Here is a 25,851-nt window from a genome sequence, read left to right as displayed (position 1 = left end):
AGACCAAGGTAAGAGCAAGTTGAGTCCATGGCAAGTCCAAGTCAAAACAACTAGTTGAAACAACATGGACTTGCCATGCTTACAGCCTGTTTACAACCTGGTGTCACCCCGACCACCACTCAGGCACAACCAAACCATAACTAGTTGAAGATTAATGAAATTATAATTTTCCATTGGACTAACGCACGGACAACTGCGGACAATTACGGACATTTTTTACGCATCAGGATAATCTTTAACGCGAATAGCTTACATTGGTGGAAAAGCAATTATTTATTATGGGAAGTTTAACGGGTAAATTTTCAAAGGGAATCCTGGGCGATTTCATTTTTAAAGCAGCAAAAAATAGTATAAAAAAACAGAGCGGGCCATTATGGATGTATACATCCATAATGGCCCGCTCTGTTTTTATTGAATATTCCCTTCAGGAAACTAAGCGAGTTCGCCAAGGACAGTAATACCGCCTTTAACTACCTGGTTCAGTTCCAGGTTAACTTTTGTCCCAACAGGAAGAAATATATCTACTCTGGAGCCGAACTTAATAAAGCCAAATTCTTTACTTTGTTCCACTACATCACCTTCTTTAACATACCATACAATCCTTCTGGCAAGCGCTCCTGCAATCTGTCTGAATAATACCGGTGTTCCGTTTGCGTGTTCTACAACAACTGTTGTACGCTCATTTTCAGTAGAGGATTTTGGATTCCATGCTGCAAGATATTTTCCGGGATGATATTTGAAAAACTTAACTACACCGGCAATTGGATTTCTGTTGATATGAACGTTTACAGGGGACATAAAAATAGAAACCTGTAATCTTTTGTCTTTGAAATATTCATTTTCCTGAGTTTCTTCAATTACGACAACCTTCCCGTCAGCCGGGCAGATGATCAGGTTTCCTCCAGTGACGAATGGTCTGGATGGATTTCTGAAAAATTGGAGAACAGTAATGAATAACGCAAATGAAGCAATATACACTGCCCATCTTAGCCAGGTGACATCAGCGAATCTATAGTCAATAATGGCATTAAGGACGAAAATAAAAAGGAGAGAGAGTGCGATGGTTGTATAACCTTCTTTATGTATTGTCATTTAAGTATAAATATGTTTGATGCAAAATTGTGAAAAATTTACGGGAATCAGGCTAAAGAATCACGATCAGGAAATTGTACGGTAAATATGTTTAAGATTCCGGCCTAATTCATCATAATCCAGGCCATAGCCTACTACAAATTCGTTCGGGATTTCAAAGCCAACATACTCAAGCTCTTTAATAGGTGAAAGAATTGCTTCTGGCTTGAAGAGTAAACTGCAAACACGTACTGACGCCGGCTGCTGCAGATAAACCTTTTCTAATATATATTTTAGCGTCAAACCTGTATCAACAATATCCTCTACTATAACCAGGTGACGGTCCTGGAGATTCTCTGGCAAACCAAATATCTCTTTCAATTCTCCAGTGCTGGTTAGTCCGCCTTTATAGCTTGAAACCTTCATAAAAGCTACCTCACAAGGAATTACAGTTTCCTTAAGCAAATCAGCCATAAATAAAAAGCAACCATTCAACACGCCAATAAAAAGAGGGCGTTTATCTTTATACTCAGCATTAATTTGCGCTGCAATTTCTTTTGTACGCTCATTAATGCGTTCGTTCGTGATCGATATTCCGAACTTTCTGTCTCCAACTTCTATCGTATTCATCATTTCTTTATGGCGAAGTTAATTGGCTTCTTTTTCCAGACGGCGTTTTTCCCGTCGTTCCCTTCGCAATTCTTTTCTTGTTTTTTTTACTGTATCCTGTACTGTTAATTGTTTGCTTGTCGTATCCTTCTCTTTTTTAGACCTGCCAAATAACCTGTCAAAAATATTTTTTGATTCATCCTGCATTTTAACAGGAGCATCAGTATCTGTATCAAAGGCAGCAGTATCCACTTTTGCCGAATCAGGCAGTAGATAACGGCGCAAACCCTCTCTTAATCTTACATTGTAAAAACCATAACCACTGGTATCAGCAGGTGTTAAGCCACGTTTAGCCATGATCCTGCCCATATATCTGAAATAAGGCAACATATAGTCTTTCAATCCACCATCACCGCGGAACTTGAACATCGCTATTTTAGGGCGGGGAACGATATTAGCAAGGAATATACCCTCACCGATACTCAATTGTGAAGGGCTTTTTCCAAAATACTGTCGTGATGCCTCACCTATTCCATAGATATTTTTACCCATCTCAATAATGTTGAAATACACTTCAAGCATTCTCTGCTTGCTAATCAGGCGGTTATTCTCTATTAACCAGACAATCAGGATTTCTTCTGCCTTACGTGCAAGCGTTTTTTGTCTGCTTAAGAATACATTCTTCACCAGCTGCATTGAAATTGTACTTCCTCCTCTCACAAACTTCTTCTCTTTGAAATTAATCACGAACGATTTACGGATGGACTCTTCCACAAAACCTTTATGAGTATAAAAAGAAGGATCTTCAGAAGTCAGCAGCGCATTTTTGAAATTACTGGAGATTTCAGAAAGCGGTGTATAATTAGGGTTAGATGGCCCGATTGTAATATCGCGCATTGGTTTTCCATACTCATACGGCGTATATACAAAAGTCTCATTGATCTTTTGCAGGTTTAACTTACCCCATTTCACTATTTTGAAATTATACGGCGTTAGCGTAGAATTGAATTTTAAGCTGTCAGGTGTACTGCTGTCGAGGTAAAAATTAAGATCGTATTTAATCTTTCCTTTAACCTGTAACCCATCCAATGATTCAAATAAACCTTCTGGAAAAGCATTTAGGACAGCCTGGGCGTCCTGCTCATCTGCATGAAGTTTTACTTCATAAATTTTATTTGGTGAAAGTGTATATTTCAGGTAAGGATGAATTGCTGCGTCTTTAAGGAATACTGTTGATGTACTATCCAGCGCCACGAAATTTGGCCCGATCAGCATGTCAGCGTCAATTTTAGCGTTCTTAACTATAATGTCATTAGAAGCGATCTTTGCATGGTTGATTAATAAGTTCTTGACTGACCAGGAACCAGAAATCTTGAAATTGTCACCACTATATTCAGCGCTTCTCATTTCAGTTCTCACGGTATCAAAGCTTAGTTTAGCATGCAGCTTGTTTTCGAGGTAAGGCAATTCAACTTTCTTCCCATCGGCAAAGAACAGCACATCCATTTGTTTTTTACCCGGTTTCAGCTTACCATCAATATGCCAGGTAGCCTCATTGTTATTGACTAAAATGGTAGATTTCAAATCCCCCCCGTCAATTGTCGCCGTTGTAGTGAGGAAACTTAATTTTGCAGTGTCATTGTCATTTAATGTAAAAACCAGGTTCTTCATCTCCATATCATCCGGGATTTTATTCAGTACCTGGTTAAGGATATCATGCGCAATTTCACTCAGGTCTATTTTTGCTTTATTGTCTTTTTTATCTTTCTTTTTTCTTTTCAGAATAAAATCAAGGTTAGTCAGGCTATCTTTCAATACGATACTGACTTTACCAGTATTTAAGGCAACCTCAGCAAGTTTAACGTCTCCGAACAGCAAAGGGAATAGCTTTACGCCAATAGTAAGGTCAGCAACAGTAGATAAAGTATCGCGGTCTTTAGGAACCACAGAGATGTTTTTCATCTGTACAGTGCTCAATCCTTTAAAGCCGGCAGTCTCAATTGTTATGGCCAGCCCATAATCAGTATCTGCCTTTTTGATAGCCTTAGCTATCATTTGTTTCAATAAAGCTTCTCTTTTGCTATAAGCAATAGAACCAAGGATGGCAATTAATACAAGAAATACCCCTAGAATCCATGCACCTGCTTTGATGTATTTTTTAGGGATGTTTATTTTTGGAAGACGCATGCTGTAAAATAGATGTTTAATTGCTTAACGTTAAATGCAAATGTTTATTTCGTGTTAAAATTACACTTAAAAAGCCTAAAATCAATTAATTGTAACGTCCTTTTGTTAATTTTGGGCAATGAATATTAGCAACGAACAAGTTTTAGCTGCTTTAAGAAATGTAGAAGACCCTGATCTTAAAAAAGATCTGGTTACATTAAACATGATTAAAGAGCTGAGCATCGAAGATAAAAAAATTAGTTTCACCTTAGAACTAACCACTCCAGCTTGTCCAATGAAGGATATGCTTAAAAATGCCTGCTTCAACGCCATCAAACATTTTGTTGACAAAGAGGCAGAAATAAATATTAAAATTACCTCAAGAGTAACCAAACCAAATGATACTACTCAGCTAAAAGACATCAAAAATATAATTTTGGTCTCTTCTGGTAAAGGTGGGGTAGGAAAATCAACTGTGGCGAGTAATCTTGCTGTTACGCTGGCAGCCGATGGGGCTAAAGTTGGTTTAATTGATGCAGATATTTACGGTCCTTCTGTCCCAACTATGTTCGGTCTTTTGGGTGCCAAACCAAGCGCAAGGGAAACCGCAGAAGGAAAAACGCTGATTCTGCCAATTGAAAAATATGGTATCAAGTTATTGTCACTTGGCTTTTTTGCAGATCCTGATCAGCCCGTACCATGGCGTGGGCCAATGGCATCTAATGCAATTAAACAATTGTTCAATGATGCTGATTGGGGTGAACTGGATTACCTGATTGTAGATCTTCCTCCTGGAACCGGGGATATTCACATCACTATTACCCAAAGTTTCCCGATTGCGGGTGCAGTAATTGTGACAACACCACAGCAAGTGGCTTTGGCAGACACCAGAAAAGGCCTTGCGATGTTCAGAATGCCAGGTATTAATATTCCGGTATTAGGAGTAATTGAGAATATGGCTTATTTTACGCCTGAGGAACTGCCTGAAAACAAGTACTATATTTTTGGAAAAGACGGTGGAAAAGCTTTGGCAGCTTCTTTTGATGTACCTTTCCTGGGAGAAATACCTCTTGTTCAGGGGATTACGGAAGGTGGAGATAGTGGTACGCCTATTGCAATGGATAAAGCGAGCCAGACATCAATTGCATTTTCAGAAATGGCAGGAAAGATTGCACAGCAGATTGCAATTAATAATGCGTTGCGGTCAGATTGCTAAAAAATTAGTAAATTTATATTTTAAAATATATCATGGAATTAAGAGAACAAGTAGAACAAGCATTAGAAACTATCCGTCCTTATCTTAAGGCTGATGGGGGTGATGTTGCGATAGAAGAAATTACGCCGGACAATGTCGTTAAATTGAAGTTATTGGGGAACTGCGGATCTTGCAAAATGAGTTTTATGACCATGAAAGCAGGGATTGAGCAGGCTATTATGAAAGCGGTACCACAAATTACTGCGGTTGAAGCTATTAACCTGACTGAATCAGTTTAGCCATTTAACAAAATTTAACTAGTCACTGTAAGAATTACAGTTATTTTTGTACGATGAAATACATCTTTACGGTCGTTTTGATTTTTTTTACTGCAGGGCTGTTTGCACAACAAACGCCTTCAGGGAAGAAATTGATCCAATTTTCTGGTATTATAACAGACAGGGACAGTAACTTTGTTGTCCCTTACGTGACTATAACCAATAAAACCAACCAGGACCAGCGTTATGCTGCCAACTATAAAGGCTATTTTTCTTTCGTTGCCCACCCGGGAGATACTTTGATTTACAACGCAATCGGATATACTGACAAAGTGGTTCTTATCCCGTTTGATATTAAAGACTCAAAGTACACAGCGATGGTAAAAATGAAATCAGAGATCGTTTACCTTCCTGCTGTACGCGTTTATCCATGGGCTACCGTAGAAGAGTTTACAAAAGATTTTCTGGCAATGAAAGTCGCTGATGATGATATGGAAATCGCAAGGAAAAACATGTCTTCACATTCCATTAATGGAAAAATTCAATATCTCCCCAGGGATGCCGGAGAGATATCTTCAACGAATTTCCGTATAGATCAGGAAAGAGCGCTGAATAAAAATATGGTACAAACTAATCCATTGTTAAATCCGTTTGCCTGGGGTAAACTCATGCAGCAGATTTTTAGCGGAGATAAAAGCAGGCAAAACAATAACTAGCGTTTCTTATTGCGCTGTTTTGGAAATTTCATTCTGTAATCTGCATGAATATCTCCTCTTGAAATTGAATCCAGCTTAGACTTCAGCATTGTTTTACGCAATAAACTTAAAGTATCGGTAAACAACTTGCCTTCTATATGGTCATATTCATGCTGTACAACTCGTGCTGCCATACCTGACAAATCCTCTTCCTGCATTTCCCAGTTTTCGTCGTAATACTGAACCTTGATATTAGGCTTACGCAATACATCTTCTCTGATTTCAGGAATACTCAGACATCCTTCTGTAAAAGCCCAGGGTTCACCTGTTTCTTCCAAAATCACAGCATTGATAAATACCCTTTTGAAACCTTGTTTTCCATCTTCATCCTCACCAGTATCCACAATGAACAGTCTGATTGGCAGGCCGATCTGTGGCGCAGCCAAACCAACACCACTTGCTGCATACATAGTGTCGAACATATTGCTGATTAGTTTTTGTAAATCCGGATAATTTTCATCTATGCTCTCGCATACTTTCCTTAATACCGGATCTCCATAAGCTATAATTGGTAATTTCATCTGTATAATTTTTTTTGACCTGTTTAAATACATACAATATGTATTTATCTTGCCACTGCTTATTGGCAGTAACAAAGTATATTACAAAAGTACAAATATTAGTGCCTGTTTCAAACTGGCTCTTAAGCTAATGGATAAAAGGTTAAGACACTGAGGTTTTTTTCATCGAGGATTTCGTCTGCAATTTGCGCCATATCCTGCGTATTTACAGCTTGTATTTTTTGAAAAACAGTTTCCAGACTATCTATTTTATCATAATCAATCAGGCTTTTGGCCATAGAGACAATTAACCCTATTCTATTTTCTTCTCCTAGTGCAATTTGTCCTATAAACTTATTTTTAGCCTTTTGCAGCTGTACTTCTGTCAAAGGGTTTTCTCTGATTTTTTTAAATTCTTTGTAAATAAGGGATTGCGCCCTATTCACTTTTTCCTTATCTGTGCCGAAATACAAAGTAAAAATACCCGTATCACTCAAAGGACTATATCCCGATTCTATACTGTAAGCAATCCCATGTTTCTCTCTGATCTGTAAATTCAGAATAGAACTCATTCCAGTACCACATAACAGGTTATTCAATAACAACAGGCCTGTTTTAAAAGGATGATGCAAAGAATAAGCTGTCGAGCCGATCATGGTATGCGCCTGCATAATCGGTTTTTGATCGATACGCGTAATTACTTGTGATTGAGCCGGAGCTTTTCTATTGTTCTGGTGCAGGTTTGCTGCAATTTCCTCATAATATTTAGTGAAGATTTTAACAGCCTTAGCTAAAGAGTAATCACCCAATACCGCAACAACAATTTTATCTGTATGGTAATTAGCTGCAATAAAATCTTTAATGTCCTGCTGAGAAAGCTTCTCCACACTTTCTGTTGTGCCCAGAATATTCCTTCCTAACGGATGATCAGCGAATACGATATCCTCAAAATCATCATAGATAGCTTCTTCCGGCTGGTCAAGGTACGATGCGATCTCATCTAAGATCACTCCTTTCTCTTTTTCCATTTCCTCTTCCGGGAAGGTAGAATGGAACACGATATCATTGAACAGTTCCAGTGTTCTGTCCAGATAAGGATGTAGAAAAGAAGCATGGATACATGTATATTCTTTCGTTGTATAGGCATTTAAATCTGCCCCAACACTCTCCAACCTGTTCAGAATCTGGTTTGTATTTCTTTTTTCTGTGCGTTTAAAGATTAAATGCTCAATAAAATGGGCAAGTCCAGCCTGGCTTTCAGTCTCATCGCGCGAACCGCTATTTATAATGATACAGGCGTGAGAGATCGCTGATGCAGAGGGTACGTGAAGAAGACGAATGCCATTAGGCAGTGTGTGTACATTATATTCCATTCTATGCAAAGATACAGAAGAACATTGCTAACCAATTGTAATATTCTTTCTTAAAAATTAGAAGAAGAACCCCCTCCGCCGAAATCTCCGCCACCAAAGCGGCCCTCTGTTCCTGAAGGCGTATCCAGTTGAGTGGTTGCAATAATCAGTGATTCCACATTAACCCCACCAGGAATAGTATCTTCCATCAACTCTTCAGAAGTAAAGCCTTTTTTAGGGATCTTAAGATACCTGATTACCCAATAAGAACCTCCGAGAGTAACCAGCCCGATTAAAACAAGCGTGCCCTCAATCGGTAGTACATGATAATAGTTTTTAAAAGTAACTGCAGCTATAGCAATCAGCACAAGCCCTGTACGAAGTAAAATCACATTCTTTTTATAAAGCCCCAGGGCAGTATAAATAAAAGGAACAAGGATAGTCCATGGCCAGAAAAAGACAGGATAAGGAACTTGGTATGGCCCAATGGTCGTATAGCCATAAAGTGCATTGCCCATTTCCTGAACTACATAATAATTACCCGCCAGATATAAAGTAAGTAAACTGCCTGTTTGCACAAAACGGAGGCAATGCTGGTAATAGACAAATTTTGGACTGTTGCTTTTAGACCAGGAAAAATAATAAACAACAGCAGAAAGCAACATGACTAAAAATGGAAGTATTGCCTTGCCAAAAGAAAGGTGTGCAATAGCTAACAATACCGCAAGTACTAATGCTGTTAGAAAGCAAAATAAAGCCATCAGGCTGTCTGCAAATCTTACTGTGAGGAATAAGCTTAGAAAAAATGCAAAAGCTGCCATAGAGATTGCAGTTCTCATGGATGTGTCAAAATCCCAGTCCATCGTAAATGTCAGCCAGGTAAATGCAACACAAAACAGGCCGCCCGAAATCCAGATTAAAGCATCATCAGTGCCAGACCTGAAATGATATTTGTTCTTCACCACAACTTCCAGCGCTATATAACTGATCAGGCCTAAAAAAAGCACCCACGCCCCACTATTGGAAGTTACCACCAGATCCCAGCAGATATACGTTAGTAAACAGCCCCCAAAAAGGGCAATTATACAGGTTAAAAGAAATAACCCAGATCTTACAAAGACGTTAGGGGAATAAAACCCAACCGGATAAGCTTTTTCAATATTTTTAAACTCTGCTTTGGTCAGATCACCCGCAGCCAGAGATGGATGGACCTGATCTTGTATATTCAGGTTATTCAGCCATGTTTTATTGTAAATGATCATATATCCTTAATTTTTTTATTCAGCTGGACCAGTGCCATGATTAAACCGATTGCCGATCCGATAAAATAGAGCAATACCATTACAAAGGCAGCTTCTGAATCTATATTAAACAGGATTCTTACCACCATTGTACTTATTGCCGTGTAAGCATATAAGACGACCAGCAACAGAAAATAGAATGATTTATTTTTTAAGGCGTCTCTGTATAAAACGAAAGCCAGTATAAGCACGGCAACTAACCATAGAAAATTTAGCGGATTTTCATGAGAACTGAAATACCCCGTAAAAAGTGCAATAAAAGAAATATTCAATCCGAAATTCTGATAAGTGAACTTAAAATGTTTTTTAAAGTTATAGCGCTCAGAAAGATAAGCAGCGCTTAACAGCAACAATCCTAAAAATAGATAAGGAATAATCAAAGAATTATTGCTGTATAACCCATTTGAAAGGATAGTGAATGGCGTAATGGTAGCACCCAGCCAGATAGCCAGGTTGGTAATGCCCATACTCAGCACGCCAATATGATCAAACTCATAAGCTACATAAAACAAGATGAGCATTGGAATAAACGTAGCAAGACCATAATTATCGCCGAAAACGTGATATTGAAATTGAAGATAGCCCAGAAAGCTCAGCAGGCTCAGGCAACCCAATACTAAGATATAGTCATCAAAAGAACTGGGAGATTTGACTTTTTCCCTGCTAAAAGGCTTTCTGTTTTTAACGCAGTAAAAAAAGCAGCCGATGCAAATAGCTGCAATAAAAAGTAAGATAACCTGATGACCAATAGTGTCAATATTTTTATAGATCAAAATTCCCAGGCCTGTACTCAAGAGTGTAACCCCAAGGTATAAAAGAGTTTTCAGCTCCCAGTGTAAAGAGAATAAAGAGTTTTTGTCTCTTTCTACTATCTTTTCCAATGTTTGCTCACTAATGAGCCCCTCAGTATGCAGCTTTTTGTAAAGGTTAATATTCATATTTCCAGCTGAAGCTATAATTTCTAGGGTAAGCTTACGAAAATTTAATTAGACTGTCAATTTGACAACTAAAATGAAATTGGAACATCCCTTGATAAAGGAGTTATGTACTTAAAAATGAGTTAACATATGAGCATAGAAGAAAAAGGGAGTATTTCCATACATACCGAAAACATTTTTCCTATTATTAAGAAATTCCTGTACTCAGACAATGAGATATTCCTGCGTGAGCTGGTTTCAAATGCGGTTGATGCGGTACAAAAAATCAAACGTTTAGCTGCCTTAGGACAATACAACGGAGAGTTGGGGAATCCTTTAGTAGAAGTTGCGCTTGATGTGGAAAAAAAGACGATTACAATCAGTGATAACGGATTGGGAATGACCGCCGAAGAGATTAAGAAATACATTAATCAGGTAGCTTTTTCAGGTGCGAGTGAATTTGTAGAGAAATTTAAAGACGCTAAAGATGCCAATGAGATCATTGGTAAATTCGGATTAGGTTTCTACTCTGCATTTATGGTATCTGATCTGGTTGAAATTCAGACTTTATCTTATCAGGAAGGCGCAGAACCAGCACGTTGGGTTTGCGACGGAAGTACCTCTTATGAGATTACTGAAGGTTCACGTACTACCCGCGGAACAGAAATTATCCTTCATATCAATGAAGAATCTGCTGAATTCCTTAGTCAGCATAAATTAGAAGAGATCTTAGATAAATATGGTAAATTCTTACCAGTACCCATTAAATTCGGTACAAAAACTCAGGAAATCCCTGACGGTGAAGATGAAGAAGGAAAGCCTAAAACAGTAAGTGTTGAAACTGATAACATCATCAACACCACTGATCCGATCTGGACTAAAGCACCTGCAGATTTGTCAGATCAGGATTACCTGGATTTCTACAAACAATTATATCCTTTCGGAGAAGACCCATTATTCTGGATCCACCTGAATGTAGATTATCCTTTCAACTTAACAGGGGTTTTATACTTCCCTAAAGTGAAGAATGATTTTGATATGCAACGTAATAAAATTAAATTATTCAGCCGCCAGGTATTTATTACTGACGAAGTAAAAGATATCGTTCCTGAATTCCTGATGTTATTACACGGTGTAATCGATTCTCCGGATATTCCATTGAATGTTTCCAGAAGTTTCCTTCAGGCAGACAGCAATGTGAAAAAAATCAACAGCTATATCACTAAAAAAGTTGCTGATAAATTAGGCGAACTTTTCAATAAAGACCGTAAGGCTTATGAAGAGAAATGGAGTGATATCGGCCTTTTCGTGAAATACGGAATGGTTAGTGAAGAGAAATTTTATGATAAAGCAAAAGATTTCGCTTTAGTAACCAATACTAAAAATGAAAACTTTACGCTTGATGAATACCATGCTAAAGTAAAAGATATCCAGACTGATAAAAATGGTCAGGTAGTTTATATCTATACAAATGACCCTGCTAAACAAGACGGTTTCATTCAATCTGCAAATAAAAAAGATTACGATGTGCTGTTGATGAACTCAGCAATCGACAATCACTTTGTGACCTCTTTAGAGCAGAAATTAGAGAAAACATTGTTGAAACGTGTTGATTCTAGTGTTGCAAGTAAACTGATTGAAAAAGATGAGGTTGTAGAATCAGTATTGTCTGATGAGCAATCTGCGAAAGTGAAAGACGTTTTTGAGAAGGCAATTGTTAAACCAGGTTTCCAGGTAGAGATTGTTGGCTTGCATCCAGAAGAATTCCCGGTAACAGTGACTATGGATGAGTTCATGAGAAGAATGAAAGACATGGCTCAAATGGGCGGTGGAATGAGTTTTTATGGTAGCATGCCTGATAGTTATAAAGTTGCAATCAATGGTAACCATAAGTTGGTGAACAAGATTTTACAGACTGAAAATAGCGAAGAGCAAAGTGCGCTGGCTAAACAGGCTGTAGATTTAGCTTTACTTTCTCAAGGAATGCTTACTGGTGCTGAATTAACAGCATTTGTTAACAGAAGCGTTGAATTGATCTAACCAGAAGAGGCTTCTGCTTCCTTTCAGATATTAACCCTGTTTCCTGTATTTTCCTAAAGGATTTATACAGAAAACAGGGTTTTTGTTATTTATTAATATTCTCGAGGCTTAACAGGAAAGCATAGTTCAATGCGATATCTTTTAGATAGTCGAACCTGCCAGACGCTCCGCCATGTCCAAAGTCCATATCTGTTTTTAGCAGCAGGACATTTTTATCTGTTTTGGTCGCCCTTAACTTCGCAACCCATTTAGCGGGTTCAAAATATTGAACCTGACTGTCATGCAGCCCGGTGGTTACCAGCATATTTGGATAATGTTTTGCTTCAATATTCTCATATGGAGAGTAACTTTTCATATAATGATATGCATCCGCATTCTTGGGATTTCCCCATTCATCAAATTCATTTGTAGTGAGCGGGATACTTTCATCAAGCATCGTATTCACTACATCAACAAATGGGACCTGGGCAATCACCCCATGCCATAGCTCAGGCGCAAGGTTAATTACTGCCCCCATCAACAAGCCTCCAGCACTACCACCCTGTGCATAAAGATGTGCTGAGCTTGTATATTTTTTTTCAATCAGGAAGTTCCCGCAATCAATGAAATCGGTGAAAGTATTCATCTTTTTCATCAGCCTTCCATCTTCGTACCATTGCCTGCCCATTTCCTGTCCACCACGGATATGTGCAATTGCAAAAACGAAGCCCCTGTTCAGCAGGCTAAGGTTACTGGAAGAAAAAGAGGCATCCATGCTGTGTCCATAGGAACCATAAGCATAAAGTAGCAAAGGCGCGTTTCCGTCCTTTTTAAGCCCATTTTTATAAACTAGTGAGATTGGAACCTGTGTTCCGTCTTTGGCTGTCGCATACAGGCGCTCTGTCGTGTAGCCGGCCTTATTATAACCACCTACAACCACTTGCTGCTTCATCAGCTGCTTTTCTTTTGTATCCATATGGTAGTCATAAACGGACACTGGTGTAGTCATGGAAGTATAGATATAGCGAAGCTTTTCGCTATTGTATTCTGGATTATTACCAACGGAAGCATTATAAGTGGGCTCACCAAAATCAATATAATGTTCAGCACCATTTAATTTACGGATGCGTAACTGGGCCAGACCATTTTTACGTTCTGAAATCACGATAAAATCTTTAAAACCCTCCACATCTTCTAAAAGGACATCTTTGCGGTGCGGAATCACCTCTTTCCAGTTCTCTTTTGCTGTTTTGTCAAGTGGACACTCCATTAAACGGAAGTTTTTAGCATTCCAGTTGGTTACGATCAGAAATTTATCAGCTAAAGCCGTTACATTATAAAGTACATCTTTAATTCTGGGCTGGAATACTTTAAATTCAGCGTCAGGCTGATCCGCAGGAATTAATCTCTCTTCAGCAGATAGAGTTGCCGAGGAATAAATGAAAATATACTTACCGGACTTGGATTTACCGACACCAATATAATTGGATTTATCTTTTTCCTGATACACAACAATATCCCTGCTCGCTGCTGTTCCCAGTTTATGCTTTTTAATTTTTTCGCTAAGCAGCGTTTTTGCATTTTTTGAGGTGTAAAACAATGTTTTATTGTCTGCTGCCCAAACCGCATCTCCTTCTGTATTAGGAATACTATCTTTTAATAGTTCTCCCGTTTCCAGATTTTTGATCAAAATAGTATACTGGCGTCTGGAAACCTGATCAACCCCATAAGCAAGTAATTTATTGTCAGGGCTTACACTGTACCCGGTAGCTGAATAATATGGAAGTCCCTTAGCTAATTCGTCAATATCAAGCAGTATCTCTTCTTTGGCATCCAATGTTTCCTTTTTGCGGCAAAATTTAGAATACTGTTTTCCTTCTTCAGTTCTGGAATAATAGAAATAACCATTTTTAAATACCGGAACTGACTCATCTTTCTCCTTGATGCGGCCTTTCAACTCTTTAAAGAGATTGGCTTGTAACGTTTTTGTGCCACTCATCATCTTGTCGAGATAAGCATTTTCAGCATTTAGATAATCGATCGTTTTTGTACTTTCCGGCCCCTTTTTAAAATAATCAATCATCCAGTAATAATTATCAACTACCGTGTCGCCATGTAAAACGCGCTGTTTAGGTTTGATTTCTGCTATTGGGGCTTTTGCTGCCGGCCATTTATAAGTTTCCATTTTCGTATCTTTGTTTGTGCAAGCTAAAGCTGAACTTAGCAAGAGTGTAAACGGAATAATTTTCTTCATTGTATAGCGTTTGAGGTTAAATAACAGATAAGCTAAAAAGCTATCATGGCCCCTTAAATGATTTGTTCCGTTTCTGTTGTTTGCTTTTTCGGGCTTTGACTACTGCAAAATAGGATTAATTTTTATAAACCATATATCATCATGAATAAGATTCTTAACCGAAAGAATATTTTTAGCGGGATTCTGATTGTATTGTTCCTGGTGCTGCTTTTTGTACCTCCTGCAAAAGCGCTGGTGCTGGAAGGCTTAATGAAAATTGGGTTTTTCAAACCTGATACTGCCGTGGTCGATAAACAAGTTAATGCTGCAGGCGATCTTTCCGGGATTAAGTTTAAAGATAGCAATGGAAAAGTCATTGACCTCGGGGATCTGAAAGGAAAGGTTGTTTTTCTTAATTTCTGGGCAACCTGGTGCCCTCCATGTCTGGCCGAAATGCCGAGCGTTAATGCATTGCACGAAAAATTCAAAGATGATAAAGACGTAGTTTTTATCCTGGTTGATGCCGATAGTCAATTGCCAAAAGCACAAAAATTTATGGATAAAAAAGGATATCAGCTGCCTGTTTATGCCGTAGACAGTGAAATTCCAGAAGTACTTTTCAAAGGTTCATTACCCACCACAGTCGTATTTGATAAAGCAGGGAGGATTTCCTATAATGAAGCCGGAGCTGCTAACTATGCAGATTCAAAGTTCATTGCATTTATCAATAAACTGAAAACAACGAATTAATAATTATCAATTTATATACCCGGTTAAAGAATAATCATGCAACAACCATTTGATATTACTATAGGTGAAATCGACTATGCTATATTTCCAGAAGGAAATGATACTTATGTTGTTTTTAAGGATGGTAAAGAATACCGTCATATCCTGAAAGATACAGAATCACAGTGGCTGACACTGGACCCTGAGACAGCACTACCCTTATTTGGAGAAGATGAAGAAGTAAATGCTATCGGCCGCGAGATCCTGGCTTACGTGCCAGAAGAAGAGGACGAAGGAGAAGAGCAGGAAGACGAAGAATTATAATAGTATTTATAAAAAGCTATAAAAAGATAAAGCCTCTGTACAGACTTTATCTTTTTATAATCTTAATCTTTTTGAGTGTATTCCCATTCCTGGTAATCGTGCCGATATATAATCCGGTAGCTAACGCAGATAAATCAAACTGATATAATCCATTCGCTTCTTTCAGGAAAATCTTTTGTCCTGACAAATTGTAAAGTGTAAGTGTATAAGGATCAAAATCCCCACTAAGTACCGATAGAAAGTCAGTTACCGGATTCGGAAAAGCTGCAAAATCATTTTCTTTAAGGAAGTTAAGCGGTAAAATATCTGAAGGGATTTTAATTCCATCATTTGTAACTAAAGTCACTCTGTAGAACTGAATGCCGCGTACCAGGTTCTGATCGGTCTGGCTGTAATTCAACAGACCAGAAGTGACAACCGTTTCGGCCAGCGTTGCAAATACTCCCGGAGAAGTTTGTTTTTCCCAAATGATACTTTTCAGATTGTAGGTTGTGCCTATCGTTAAATCAAGTTTACCAGCATCATTCACAATATTTGCCAGAAAAGTTCTTACATAGCAAGCTACACCTTGTGCCGTATAGTCTATTGTATAACTTTTTAATCCGCTGAAATTAGTACCATTTGCTGCAACGGTAAAATAATTGGAGGCTATCGCAGACCTGTCAACAATAGCCAGGGTATCTGTCAATTGCTGGATCGGCGTTAAGGCATTGTTCTTTAAATTGTAAAGTGTGTAACTCTTTGCCTGCGGCTGAGCTGGCCAGTGAAACAAAATCTTGTCTGTACAACTATAACCTACTTGTAGTTTTTCAGCAAGCGAAATGACAAAAGACTCACTAAGAAATTCTTTTCCGCCAGCCTCCATCTTAAAAATGGCGCGGGTAAATGAATTTGGAGCATCCCATTTATAAAAAGAAGACCCAAGGTCAATATTGCTGCTCACGACGGTCCAGTTAACTCCGTTATCGTAACTCACAGAGAGTTTTCCTGTCTGACCTGACAAAGTACTGCCCCATCTGATATAATTGCGCTCAGCAGCGAATATTGCAGCGTCTTTTAAAGGAAAAGTCCAGTTAAAATCATTCTTTGCTTTCCATTGATAAGCGATACTAAAATCCTGTTTTCCCTGGGTGACAGTTCTGCCTTTTACATGAATCGTATAGGTTCCTGCAGGTACATTGGTTAAACTTACCTGTTGCACTGTATTCAAGTTATCTATTCCCCGTTTCGCAGGCATCAATAAAGAATCTGCGCTGGGATACGTATTCAGTATCCAGGGTAAAATCACTGTTCCAGCCGGTGTTTCCATGGACAGGTCCAGGTGGTTCATAATACTCTGCACACTATTCACAGGCGCCGGAGGATCGAGCCAGGCCAGAGTTACCTTAAGTTCCTGCTGATCAGCACCAACTTGCAATGGAAAAGTAAAATCCTGCTGATCGTTCACTACTCCTGTCTGAAAGCGTTTATCAATAATAGTCTGAATAGCCTGTAAAGTATTTAATTTTCCAAATCCTGTCGCAAAATCTACCTGAGGCGTTCCAATATCATCTGCCGAGTTAACCAGTATACTTTTTACAGTGGCTGCAGAAGGCTGTTTTCCGTATAGTTTTTTGTATTGCTGCTGAAGCAGGGCTACCGAACCTGAGGTTAATGCCGCAGCACCAGATGTACCATCCTGGCCCAGGGCAACCAGCTCAGGTTTTACCCGGCCATCATAAGCAGGGCCTTTACTGCTTTGACTTTCTGACACATTTTCCTGATTTATTCCCCCTATAACTAATACATTCTTTGCAGTCTTAAAATTTCCTGTTAACTGCGCAGTATTTGGAATATTTTTATAAATACCGTCCACCGCTGTAACCAAACCTGAATTTCCCGAAGAAAATATATGGACTATCGTATCTGCTTCAAATACTTGTTTATCATAAGCAACCGCCTGCATCCCATAAAAGTTGTCTATGCCAAGACCATAAGAATGGTTTTGTACACTTACCTTATATTGATTTAGCTCCTTAATATCATCTGGCATGAGGTCATTATCATTTTTTCTATAATCTGAAGCTGTTAAAGAAGCAAAAGGTGCTGCTCCAAGTCCACGGATAAATGAATTTCCCCGGCCAACAGCAAGGGTGGCCATTTGTGTTGCATGGTCATCTACAACCGGGGCAGCCGAAGGCGCTGCTACGATATTCCCTGCCAGGTCTATATCTTCTTTAACGAACATTTGTTCCTTAATAGAAAGCGTAATGCCTTTTCCGTCAATAGCAGGGTAAAGCAGATGTACCGCTGAAATTTCATTGCTGGAAAGATCCATGTCATTGATGACAGTTTCGTCTTTTGCGGTCTGATAAATATCAGCAAACAGGACTTCTTCTAGTTGTAAGACCGGCATCAGCTCACTCATTTGTATACTGGCAGTAACGATGTGGTTGTTTTGATCAAATGTGTAAGATTTTAAGCCCTGTATTGAAGCAGGAATACTTAATGCCTGTGGATTTATCGAAATTCTTATTGTAAATTGCTTATTTTGAGTTGAATATTGCGCATACTGGCGCGCCAGTTTGTCGCTGGCTTTCCATAAAGAGTTTGCTTTAGTCTGAGAAATAATCAGAGAACTGAATTTTGCAGCCATTTTTTCCGGAATAATTAAATGGCTCAAAGAAAAACTGCGCAACGGTTTTAGCTCCTGAATTTCTGCTGCAGTTAACGGGCGTGAAAGCTCAACTAATAAAACATTTCCACCATTAATCTTTGAATCAGATACAGCGGAGCCATATTTGTGGAATATCTCTTTTTTTTCTGCAACCGATAATTTTTGTGCGTTTGCAGCTGTGTTGCAAAAAAGAATTATAATTAAAGCATATTTTATTTTGAAACTCACAATAATTTGAAATTAAAAATTTGTTAATGGTTAAAATTATATATAATTTTAGATTAACCTATTAGTTCACAAACAATCTACCTAAAAAACTAACTTAATGAAAAAATTTAACTTATTGTCGTTTGCCGTTATCGGCATGCTGGCACTCTGCGTTTTCGGATGTCAGAAAAAAGAAGCTGCTACTACAGCTGATACTAAACAAGATGAAATTTCAGCAACTGTTAAATCCCAGATCTCCAGTCTTGGTTTCAGTACTGAAAATGCAAGAAAAGTAGAAGGTGGTTACCTTGTAGAAGGTGATATCCTTTTAAGCGAAGCTAATCTTACTGAAAAAGCTGAAACTAAACACTTAAGCGTTGCCTCTACAGAACAGTACAGAACTACTAATCTTGTAAAAGCATTGCCAAGAGTAATTACTATTTCTGTAACTAACCTGCCTACTGTTTATAGTAATGCAGTGAATGCAATGATTACCAGGTACAACAATCTGGGCTTACGTTTTACTTTCCAACGTGCAGCTGCAGGAACTACTGGTCAAATTAACGTAATCGGATTTAACGAAGGCCCTTCTGGCGGTTTTATTACTTTAGGTTCTTCTGGTTTCCCAACTGCTTCTGGTAATGCATACAGCGAAGTAAAAATGAATACTAATGCTGCAGCTTACGGTGCTAATCCTAACCTTTTATACCTTACTTCAGTTTTGCAACATGAAATTGGACATTGTATAGGTTTCCGTCATACTGACTACTCTAACAGAGCTTATAGCTGTGGAGCTTCAGGAGCTGGAAATGAAGGTCAAAGTAATGTTGGTGCAATTCTTATTCCTGGAACTCCTTCAGCACCAGATGCAGCATCATTCATGTTAGCTTGCTCAAACGGTGGCGACAGAACCTTTAACGCGAATGATATCAAAGCAATTAACTATTTATATAAATAAAATACCTAACCATTAGATATTTTGTGAATTAAAGGCATTAAGCCCGGCAATAACTATTGCCGGGTTTTGTCTTTTCAGGACCTCTTTAAATTTACCCAGCCCAATTGTCCCAGTCCAGACTGCGGAAATGAATAGCTTCAGCCAAATGCTCCAGCTCAATGTCTTTACTGCCTGCCAGATCTGCAATTGTTCGTGAAACCTTTAAGATCCTGTCATAGGCACGCGCTGATAAACCGAGTTTTACCATTGCTCTTTTAACCAGCTCCAAGCCTTCCGCATTGATTTTGCAAAGTTTCCTGACCTGGGAGGGACTCATTTGCGCATTATAATACAAACCTGCATGTTCAGCAAAACGGATTTCCTGTTTTAACCTTGCGCTAATTACCCTTTCCCTGATCACTGCACTTTTTTCCGAAGGACGTAAAGAAGCCAATTCATCGAAATGAACAGGAGTGACATCCACATGCAGGTCAATCCTGTCCATCAGCGGCCCCGAAATTTTACTTAAATACTTTTGGATAATCCTTCGGATCATTTGCCGCAGCGCAAGGGTTATCGTTCCATAATATGGAAGTGGGCTTGATGCCTTGCGCCGAAGGTGAAGCAGTCTGAATGATTTGGCAAAAGGCGGTGAACTTTTCGATCATGCTGTTAGTAAGGCGAAACTAGTCTGCTCGTTTTTGACCTTTAATTCTAAACGAATTTAAGTGCATTTATTTTTTTGAACCTTGCTTTTCTGTTTTGGTATTCAACTTTAAATATGAAAATGAAATTTTAACCTATATTTATCTTGATTAATCTATCGCGTAGTTTGAGAAATTACATTTTAAATAAGCCTATTACACAATTACCATTTGTAGAGGTGTTTATGTTGGAAGAATTATGTGCTGGTACTTTCGATCATTATCAGCGGTTTAATTTCCATCAACTGTTATGGAGTACGGAGATCGACGGAAAAATCACTTTTAGTATTGACTATACTGATTTTGAAATGATTTGCCATCAGGCCGTCGTCATTTACCCATACCAGAATATTAAAATTGACCTAACTGATAAAAAGGGATATTTATTTTTAATTCATAATGATGTATTCTTTTGGATCAATCAGAAAATCGGTTCCGATTATCTGAATGGATATTTTATAAACCAGCTAGTATCCTTTGACAGTAAAAGTGCCAGTACAATGAGAAAAATCGTTGATTTACTTTTGGGGGAGTACGGTACCGATAATAGAGCTTTAATGATGGAAAGCTATGTATTTTCGCTTTTATCTCACGTGTCATCTATTTTTGAAGGAAGCCCAGGGCCCAGAGATTATGTGGACTATCCTGTTTTTGGGAAATTGATGAGTTTGATAGAAACGCATTTTATTAAAGAAAAAGGAGCGGCCTTTTATATCAAACAGTTAAATATTTCAGCAAAAAAGCTCAATCAGATCTGCGATAGTATCACCAATAAAAATATTAAGTATCTAATTCAGGATCGTATTGTTATGGAAATCCGAAAGGAATTGCATCTCGGTAAAAAGACCGTGAAGGAAATAGCATATGATCTGGGGTTTACGGAACCCGCTTACCTTACACGTTTTACAAAAAAACATACAGGCCTGACCCCCAAAGAATTCTTAAAGCAGTGAAGTCCTTTTTTTTAGCGGAAAAGTGTAATTTTTCCCCTTGCCGTTTTTCTACTTTTGCAATGTAAAATAGCGAAAAATGGAAAAATGCACTTCAAGACAAAATAATCATGGTTGCGCCCAGGCAATTAATAATATTGGATTAATATGAGAAAAAATTCTTTAATTGCCTATCTCAGAACAAAGCGTGTTCTGTTTATATTGTGTGGTATTCTGCTGATTGCAGGCACCTTAGTTTTGGCGTTTGCCTGGTCAGCAGGCCTGATTGGCGGACGTATTACTACCCAAACATTTTTAAAGGATACACCCAAAACATATCCGGCGGGTTACCGTCGGGCCCACGGAAAGGGAATCTGCTTTGAAGGAACTTTCCGTGCCTCCGGTAAAGGCGTACCATTTTCTATTGCGAGAGTATTTGCCCAGCAGAAAGTTCCGGTTGCAGGCCGTTTCTCACTGGGCAGTCCCGATCCATATGCCCCTGATAATTCCACCCGAACGGTCAGTATGGCCTTGCTGCTTACTGCTGATGACGGAGAACAATGGCGGATGAAACTGAACAATGAACCTTTTTTTGCTACCCGTGATGCAGAAGGTTTTCTGAAGCAAATGGAGGCATATAAGCCCACTCCGGCTACGGGCACTCCAGATCCAGCAAGAGTGGCAGCTTTTTTGAAAGAATATCCAGAAGCACAGAAATATGTGAAGTGGGATGCTACTGCACCTTGGACCCGCAGTTTTGCCGGAGCACAATACAACGTTATTAATTCGTTCATTTTAATTGATAAAAATGGCAAAAAGCAGGCAATACGCTGGTCTATGCGACCACACGCGCCATTCACTTCCTGGAGTGTCAATCAGCGTAAACAAGCCAGCCATGACTTCCTGTTTGAAGATTTGAAAAAGCGTCTTAAAAAGGGGCCGCTGTACTGGGATCTTGTGCTGACTTTGGCCGAACCAAGTGATCCGGTAAATGACCCTTCACAGGTTTGGCCGGAAAACCGCAGACAGATAGTGGCAGGCACATTGGAAGTATCCCATGTTTTTGACCAGACGAATGGCGGTTGCAGAGATGTTAACTTCGACCCCACCCGTGTCCCAAAGGGAATTACCCTTTCGGATGATCCAGTTCTGGCAGCCCGGGCCGGCATTTATTCTCATTCGCACAGCGATCGTGTACGCGAGATCGGGTATGGTAAGGCTACGGATGCAGTAGGCAAACCTAAAAACGATAATCCTAAAAATAAGTAATCATGTCCAGAAAGAAAAATACACCTTCAGCTCCGCCAATGCACTTCAATATTACCGCCCGAATATTGCACTGGCTGATGGCAGCAATGATACTGGCCATGATATTCATCGGGTTAGGTATGATGACATCCCTAACCTGGAGGCCGTGGTTGCTAAACCTCCATGTGCCTTTAGGTATAGCTATACTGCTATTGGTAATTATCCGTTTTATAAACAGGTTAAGTTTTTCCGTACCAAAAATGCCTGCCAGCATATCCAAATTTCAATCAAAAGCAGCAGGAACCTTACATTGGCTACTGTACGGTATGATGCTGGCATTGCCACTGACAGGATGGGCACAATTGTCCGCCGGAGGTTTTCCGGTCAAGCTATTTCCGGGTGTAAATCTTCCACCAATCCTCCCGCAGAGCCCATTTTTATTTGCATTGTTGCATGACGCTCACCGTGTGATGGCCTGGCTACTTTTTTTTATGGTAGTGGGACACCTTTCGGCAGCATTGTTACATGCCTGGGTATATCGTGATGGGTTGTTTTCGAGTATCACATGGGGAAGAAAAATGATTAATAAATCTGAAGAACCTTCTGCCAGAGCGGCAGAATAACGAAAAAATTGGTAAAAATACTAGTTCGATCGAAAAGTCACTGTTTTGCGATGCAGCTTTACCCAATGATAGTAGAAATTTAGAAATAGAATCTTAGGTGAAAACTTAATCCAATTGCTAAGACCCTTCAGTGGAACGTTCCGCTCTGATTTTTGCTTTATGTTGTATACCCCATTCACTTAGGGCAGTGATTACATCACGCAGTGAATGACTATAAGGTGCAAGTTCGTATTCAATACTTACAGGGTAAGTTGCCAAAACATTCCTATGGACAAAGCCATTCATCTCAAGCTCCTTTAGCTCTGCTGAAAGAACCCTGCCAGATATTCCGTCGACTAGTTTTAGTAATTCATTAAATCGCTTGCTCCTGCCAGAAAGTGCTATAATAATTCGGAGCTTCCATTTTCCGCCAATTGCATAAAGCGCATCGCCAACGGGAGCGAGGCTTGCAGTACAACGTTCTGTAATTGATGCATCAAATTTCTCAAGTTCTTTTTCTGTGGCCATAATAACTGTTTCAATACCTCACTTCTAAAAGGGACATTAAGTTACCTTTTAGTAACCAGTAATAAATTGTAACCAAAGTTATCATAAGTTTACATGTAAACAAATAGATTATGGAGGTCAAAAAAATATTACAGCTGTCATTACTTTGGTCAGATCTCTTAAACAAAGTCCGGGCATAGTCAGTGAAGGATTGGAGAAATGAAATAGTTAAATCTTAAAAAAATTAATAATACAATAATTAGAATATGAGCAAAATATTAGTGACAGGTGCAACAGGACAATTAGGGTCGACGCTAATTCATAAACTTCTTGAGAAAGTTTCTCCTGATGAAATTACGGCATTGGTAAGAGATGAAAATAAAGCGGAGGCTCTGAAAAATAAGGGCGTGCAGATCATCGTTGGCAACTATGATGATCGTGCATCACTCGTAAAAGCATTTAAAGGAATTGACAAACTGTATTTCATATCCAGCAGCGAAATGATGAACCGCGTTGAGCAGCATGAAAATGTTGTGAAATCAGCAGTTGAAGCCAAAGTTGGGCACATCTTCTACACAAGCGTACAGCGTAAGTCTGAAGATGGCAGCTCACCAAGCGCCATTATCACAAACGATCATGTGAAAACAGATGAAATTATTAAGCAATCTGAACTGACCTACACTATCCTAAAACACGGGTTGTATTCAGACATCCTTCCACTGTTCATGGGGGATAAGGTCATCGAAACTGGAACGGTCTTTTTACCAGCGGCTAATGGAAAAGCTGCATTTGCCAGCCGTAAGGACATGGCCGAGGCGGGAGCGATATTACTCACCACAAACGGACATGAAAACAAAACTTATGAAATCAGTGGCGTTGATTCTCTGTCCTTCCAGGATATTGCTGGTATATTAAGCGAACTTTCTGGGAAGTCAATCCAATACGTTTCTCCATCTCCTGAGCAATACGCTGATCAGCTTAGAAGCTATGGCGTTCCAGACCAGATGATACAGGGCGCTTCTAACCTTTGCGTAGGTATTGCACAGGCAGAATTCGATTTTCCATCTAATGAACTTCAAAATATCCTTGGCAGAAAAACTGAGACAGTGAGAGAGTTTTTGAAGATTGCATACGGACTTTAATTATTTATCTCACGCGGCAATAGGCACACAAATAATATATCGTCGCGGCATGGTGGTGCTGAAAAATATTGTGATCACTTGCCGGTTTACCGGCAAATGATCCGCTTCGATCGGGCAGGAATCAAACTGGCACATTCCACATTGCTGGATTGGATAGCCAGAACTTGCACACTGCTGCAACCGCTTTATGAGTCCCTTAAAGCAGGAAGTGATGAACAGCAACTACCTGATGATGGATGAAACCACCATGAAGCAGAGAAAAATGATCCCGGCAGGGCGGCATATGCACTGGAAGTATTCGACCAGCTTTATGATATTGAGCGGGAAATAAAGGATGTTACCACTGATGAGCGAAAGAAATCCAGACAGAAACTTGCAAAACCAAGATGGGCAGACTTTGGCTGCTGGCTGGAAGAAAACGTAGGCCTGCTGAATGAGAAAAGTGCAATCCACAAAGCTTTTGCTTATACCATGAAACGCTGTAAACGGCTATCCGTTTATATTGAAAATGAACTTTTAAATATTGATAATAACCCATCGAGTCCAGTATCAAGCCCAATGCCCTGGGGAGACGTTATTTCCTGTTCAGCGGTTCTCATGATGGTGCCCAAAGAAGTGCGATGCTCTACCCGTTCATGGGAATCTGCAAAATACATGGCGTTAACCTCATGGCTTGGATGGTAGATGTGCTTAAAAAATTAACAATCATCCATCGGCACAGATACAAGAACTGCTGCCACATAAATGGAAAAAATAAACGAACACCTTCTGGAAAGCACGAAAGAGATTGCCGAAGCCAGCTCTTGAGAAAAGCATAAACTTATTTCAGCGAAAATCACCGCCGTAGTGTTAGGTTACGCACAATCCCTGAATATCTATAACATCGAATAGCTAGAATTTGGGTCTGCTTCCTAATATTGGAGAAGTTTTAAAGAATAGATTAATTGAAGTCGATGTCAAGATAGCTGCCGATTTAACATCTTACAAATGGAAGATCCTGCTCAAATGTGCAGTGCCTTTTATTTTGATTCCTTTACAAATGACATTCATTCTGTAGTTTATTTCTGTGATTTTTCCCCCAATCAGCTAATGTATTTACAATGGGAATAACTGTCTTAGCATATTCAGTTGGCTCATAAGTAACAATTACAGGTGTGGCTCCCGCTTCAACTTTACGAACTATAACCCCATTTGTTTCCAAATCCTTCAACTCATTTGACAACACCCTGGCAGAAATACCTTCCACGGCCCGCTGTAATTCATTAAAGCGATTATATCCACTAGCGATTCCTACTACAATACGTAATTTCCACTTACCTCCCAGAACATGCAGAGCATCCTCAATAGCCTTTAAACTTTGAGTACAAGCTAAACTTTTGAATTCGTTTTTATCATTTTCACTTTCCATCTATTTTATGCAACTAACCTTTATGATAGTACTAACCTTTAGGTTACAACTAACTTTATACA

The 25,851-nt window shown here is 39.1% G+C and carries 23 protein-coding genes and 2 pseudogenes; 13 read left to right on the top strand and 12 right to left on the bottom strand.

Annotated features, from left to right (window positions below; translation table 11 throughout):
- Nucleotides 1-432: 432 nt before the first annotated feature.
- The 3 genes from AY601_RS20595 to AY601_RS20585 form a co-directional block, all read right to left on the bottom strand.
- Complete coding sequence (locus AY601_RS20595; protein WP_068404647.1) at nt 433-1,092, bottom strand: phosphatidylserine decarboxylase family protein; 660 nt, start codon at nt 1,090-1,092, stop codon at nt 433-435.
- Nucleotides 1,093-1,158: 66 nt separating this feature from the next.
- Nucleotides 1,159-1,704 carry a hypoxanthine phosphoribosyltransferase gene (gene hpt / locus AY601_RS20590; protein WP_335340582.1) on the bottom strand — a complete coding sequence of 182 codons (546 nt, stop codon included), beginning with the start codon at nt 1,702-1,704 and terminating at the stop codon, nt 1,159-1,161.
- A 15-nt stretch (nt 1,705-1,719) separates the two neighbouring features.
- Nucleotides 1,720-3,867: a transglycosylase domain-containing protein gene (locus AY601_RS20585; RefSeq protein WP_068404643.1), complete on the bottom strand. Its 2,148-nt coding sequence runs from the start codon at nt 3,865-3,867 to the stop codon at nt 1,720-1,722.
- 118 nt (nt 3,868-3,985) lie between these two features.
- Between AY601_RS20585 and AY601_RS20580 the strand changes: the two genes are divergently transcribed.
- Genes AY601_RS20580 through AY601_RS20570 form a run of 3 tightly spaced genes read left to right on the top strand, consistent with a single transcriptional unit; the run spans nt 3,986 to nt 6,035 of the window.
- Nucleotides 3,986-5,062: an Mrp/NBP35 family ATP-binding protein gene (locus tag AY601_RS20580; protein WP_068404641.1), complete on the top strand. Its 1,077-nt coding sequence runs from the start codon at nt 3,986-3,988 to the stop codon at nt 5,060-5,062.
- Nucleotides 5,063-5,094: 32 nt separating this feature from the next.
- On the top strand, nt 5,095-5,340 hold the full coding sequence (locus AY601_RS20575; protein WP_068404639.1) for a NifU family protein: 246 nt from the start codon (nt 5,095-5,097) through the stop codon (nt 5,338-5,340).
- Between the two features lie 53 nt (nt 5,341-5,393).
- Nucleotides 5,394-6,035 (top strand): hypothetical protein, encoded by a 642-nt coding sequence (locus tag AY601_RS20570; protein WP_068404637.1) that lies wholly within the window; start codon nt 5,394-5,396, stop codon nt 6,033-6,035.
- Here AY601_RS20570 and def read toward each other — a convergent pair.
- From def to AY601_RS20550, 4 genes are all read right to left on the bottom strand, one after another.
- On the bottom strand, nt 6,032-6,595 hold the full coding sequence (gene def / locus AY601_RS20565; RefSeq protein WP_068404635.1) for a peptide deformylase: 564 nt from the start codon (nt 6,593-6,595) through the stop codon (nt 6,032-6,034). The genes AY601_RS20570 and def overlap by 4 nt on opposite strands.
- A 122-nt stretch (nt 6,596-6,717) precedes the next feature.
- Nucleotides 6,718-7,947: a M16 family metallopeptidase gene (locus tag AY601_RS20560; protein WP_068404633.1), complete on the bottom strand. Its 1,230-nt coding sequence runs from the start codon at nt 7,945-7,947 to the stop codon at nt 6,718-6,720.
- Between the two features lie 50 nt (nt 7,948-7,997).
- Nucleotides 7,998-9,188: a hypothetical protein gene (locus AY601_RS20555; RefSeq protein WP_068404631.1), complete on the bottom strand. Its 1,191-nt coding sequence runs from the start codon at nt 9,186-9,188 to the stop codon at nt 7,998-8,000.
- Nucleotides 9,185-10,165 carry a DUF2157 domain-containing protein gene (locus AY601_RS20550; protein WP_068404630.1) on the bottom strand — a complete coding sequence of 327 codons (981 nt, stop codon included), beginning with the start codon at nt 10,163-10,165 and terminating at the stop codon, nt 9,185-9,187. Before AY601_RS20550 ends, AY601_RS20555 begins: the two co-directional genes overlap by 4 nt.
- Before the next feature lie 129 nt (nt 10,166-10,294).
- Between AY601_RS20550 and htpG the strand changes: the two genes are divergently transcribed.
- On the top strand, nt 10,295-12,184 hold the full coding sequence (gene htpG, locus AY601_RS20545; RefSeq protein WP_198163562.1) for a molecular chaperone HtpG: 1,890 nt from the start codon (nt 10,295-10,297) through the stop codon (nt 12,182-12,184).
- An 85-nt stretch (nt 12,185-12,269) separates the two neighbouring features.
- Here the strand turns inward: htpG and AY601_RS20540 are convergent, their stop codons facing one another.
- Nucleotides 12,270-14,417, bottom strand: coding sequence for a S9 family peptidase (locus AY601_RS20540; protein ID WP_068404628.1), 2,148 nt, complete (start codon nt 14,415-14,417; stop codon nt 12,270-12,272).
- A gap of 141 nt (nt 14,418-14,558) precedes the next feature.
- Between AY601_RS20540 and AY601_RS20535 the strand changes: the two genes are divergently transcribed.
- Together AY601_RS20535 and AY601_RS20530 are read left to right on the top strand one after the other, a co-directional pair.
- The gene (locus AY601_RS20535) at nt 14,559-15,146 is read left to right on the top strand and encodes a TlpA family protein disulfide reductase (protein WP_068404626.1); all 588 of its coding nucleotides are present in this window, start codon (nt 14,559-14,561) and stop codon (nt 15,144-15,146) included.
- 36 nt (nt 15,147-15,182) lie between these two features.
- A complete protein-coding gene (locus AY601_RS20530; RefSeq protein ID WP_068404624.1) occupies nt 15,183-15,449 on the top strand; it encodes a hypothetical protein in 267 nt (88 codons plus the stop codon).
- Between the two features lie 46 nt (nt 15,450-15,495).
- Here the strand turns inward: AY601_RS20530 and AY601_RS20525 are convergent, their stop codons facing one another.
- Complete coding sequence (locus AY601_RS20525; RefSeq protein ID WP_068404622.1) at nt 15,496-18,333, bottom strand: S8 family peptidase; 2,838 nt, start codon at nt 18,331-18,333, stop codon at nt 15,496-15,498.
- Between the two features lie 97 nt (nt 18,334-18,430).
- Between AY601_RS20525 and AY601_RS20520 the strand changes: the two genes are divergently transcribed.
- Nucleotides 18,431-19,270 (top strand): M57 family metalloprotease, encoded by an 840-nt coding sequence (locus AY601_RS20520; RefSeq protein ID WP_068404620.1) that lies wholly within the window; start codon nt 18,431-18,433, stop codon nt 19,268-19,270.
- Between the two features lie 91 nt (nt 19,271-19,361).
- Here the strand turns inward: AY601_RS20520 and AY601_RS20515 are convergent.
- Nucleotides 19,362-19,793: pseudogene (locus AY601_RS20515) on the bottom strand (ATP-binding protein); the annotation flags it as partial.
- Nucleotides 19,794-20,081: 288 nt separating this feature from the next.
- Here AY601_RS20515 and AY601_RS20510 point away from each other — a divergent pair.
- The 3 genes from AY601_RS20510 to AY601_RS20500 all read left to right on the top strand — a co-directional run bounded on the left by AY601_RS20510 (nt 20,082) and on the right by AY601_RS20500 (nt 22,753).
- Nucleotides 20,082-20,906: a helix-turn-helix domain-containing protein gene (locus AY601_RS20510; protein WP_157288044.1), complete on the top strand. Its 825-nt coding sequence runs from the start codon at nt 20,082-20,084 to the stop codon at nt 20,904-20,906.
- Nucleotides 20,907-21,050: 144 nt separating this feature from the next.
- A complete protein-coding gene (locus AY601_RS20505) occupies nt 21,051-22,151 on the top strand; it encodes a catalase family peroxidase (protein WP_068404614.1) in 1,101 nt (366 codons plus the stop codon).
- Nucleotides 22,152-22,153: 2 nt separating this feature from the next.
- Nucleotides 22,154-22,753, top strand: coding sequence for a cytochrome b (locus AY601_RS20500; protein ID WP_068404612.1), 600 nt, complete (start codon nt 22,154-22,156; stop codon nt 22,751-22,753).
- 117 nt (nt 22,754-22,870) lie between these two features.
- On the opposite strand, the gene AY601_RS20495 is transcribed toward AY601_RS20500, so the two are convergent.
- Nucleotides 22,871-23,260, bottom strand: a complete 390-nt coding sequence (locus AY601_RS20495) for a winged helix-turn-helix transcriptional regulator (protein ID WP_068404610.1) — start codon at nt 23,258-23,260, stop codon at nt 22,871-22,873.
- Between the two features lie 245 nt (nt 23,261-23,505).
- On the opposite strand from AY601_RS20495, the gene AY601_RS20490 reads away from it, so the two are divergent.
- The 3 genes and pseudogenes from AY601_RS20490 to AY601_RS26385 form a co-directional block, all read left to right on the top strand.
- Entirely contained in the window at nt 23,506-24,381 is an 876-nt protein-coding gene (locus AY601_RS20490; RefSeq protein WP_068404608.1) for an SDR family oxidoreductase, read from the top strand.
- Between the two features lie 6 nt (nt 24,382-24,387).
- The gene (locus tag AY601_RS25425) at nt 24,388-24,621 is read left to right on the top strand and encodes an IS66 family transposase (protein WP_335340594.1); all 234 of its coding nucleotides are present in this window, start codon (nt 24,388-24,390) and stop codon (nt 24,619-24,621) included.
- 18 nt (nt 24,622-24,639) lie between these two features.
- A pseudogene (locus tag AY601_RS26385) lies at nt 24,640-25,065 on the top strand (IS66 family transposase); the annotation flags it as partial.
- A 349-nt stretch (nt 25,066-25,414) separates the two neighbouring features.
- Here AY601_RS26385 and AY601_RS20485 read toward each other — a convergent pair.
- On the bottom strand, nt 25,415-25,789 hold the full coding sequence (locus AY601_RS20485; RefSeq protein ID WP_068404607.1) for a winged helix-turn-helix transcriptional regulator: 375 nt from the start codon (nt 25,787-25,789) through the stop codon (nt 25,415-25,417).
- Between the last annotated feature and the right edge of the window lie 62 nt (nt 25,790-25,851).

Origin of the sequence: Pedobacter cryoconitis (genome assembly GCF_001590605.1) — a bacterium.
In the GTDB taxonomy this organism is placed as follows: Bacteria; Bacteroidota; Bacteroidia; order Sphingobacteriales; family Sphingobacteriaceae; genus Pedobacter; species Pedobacter cryoconitis_A.
This window is presented reverse-complemented; position numbering and strand designations above follow the sequence as displayed.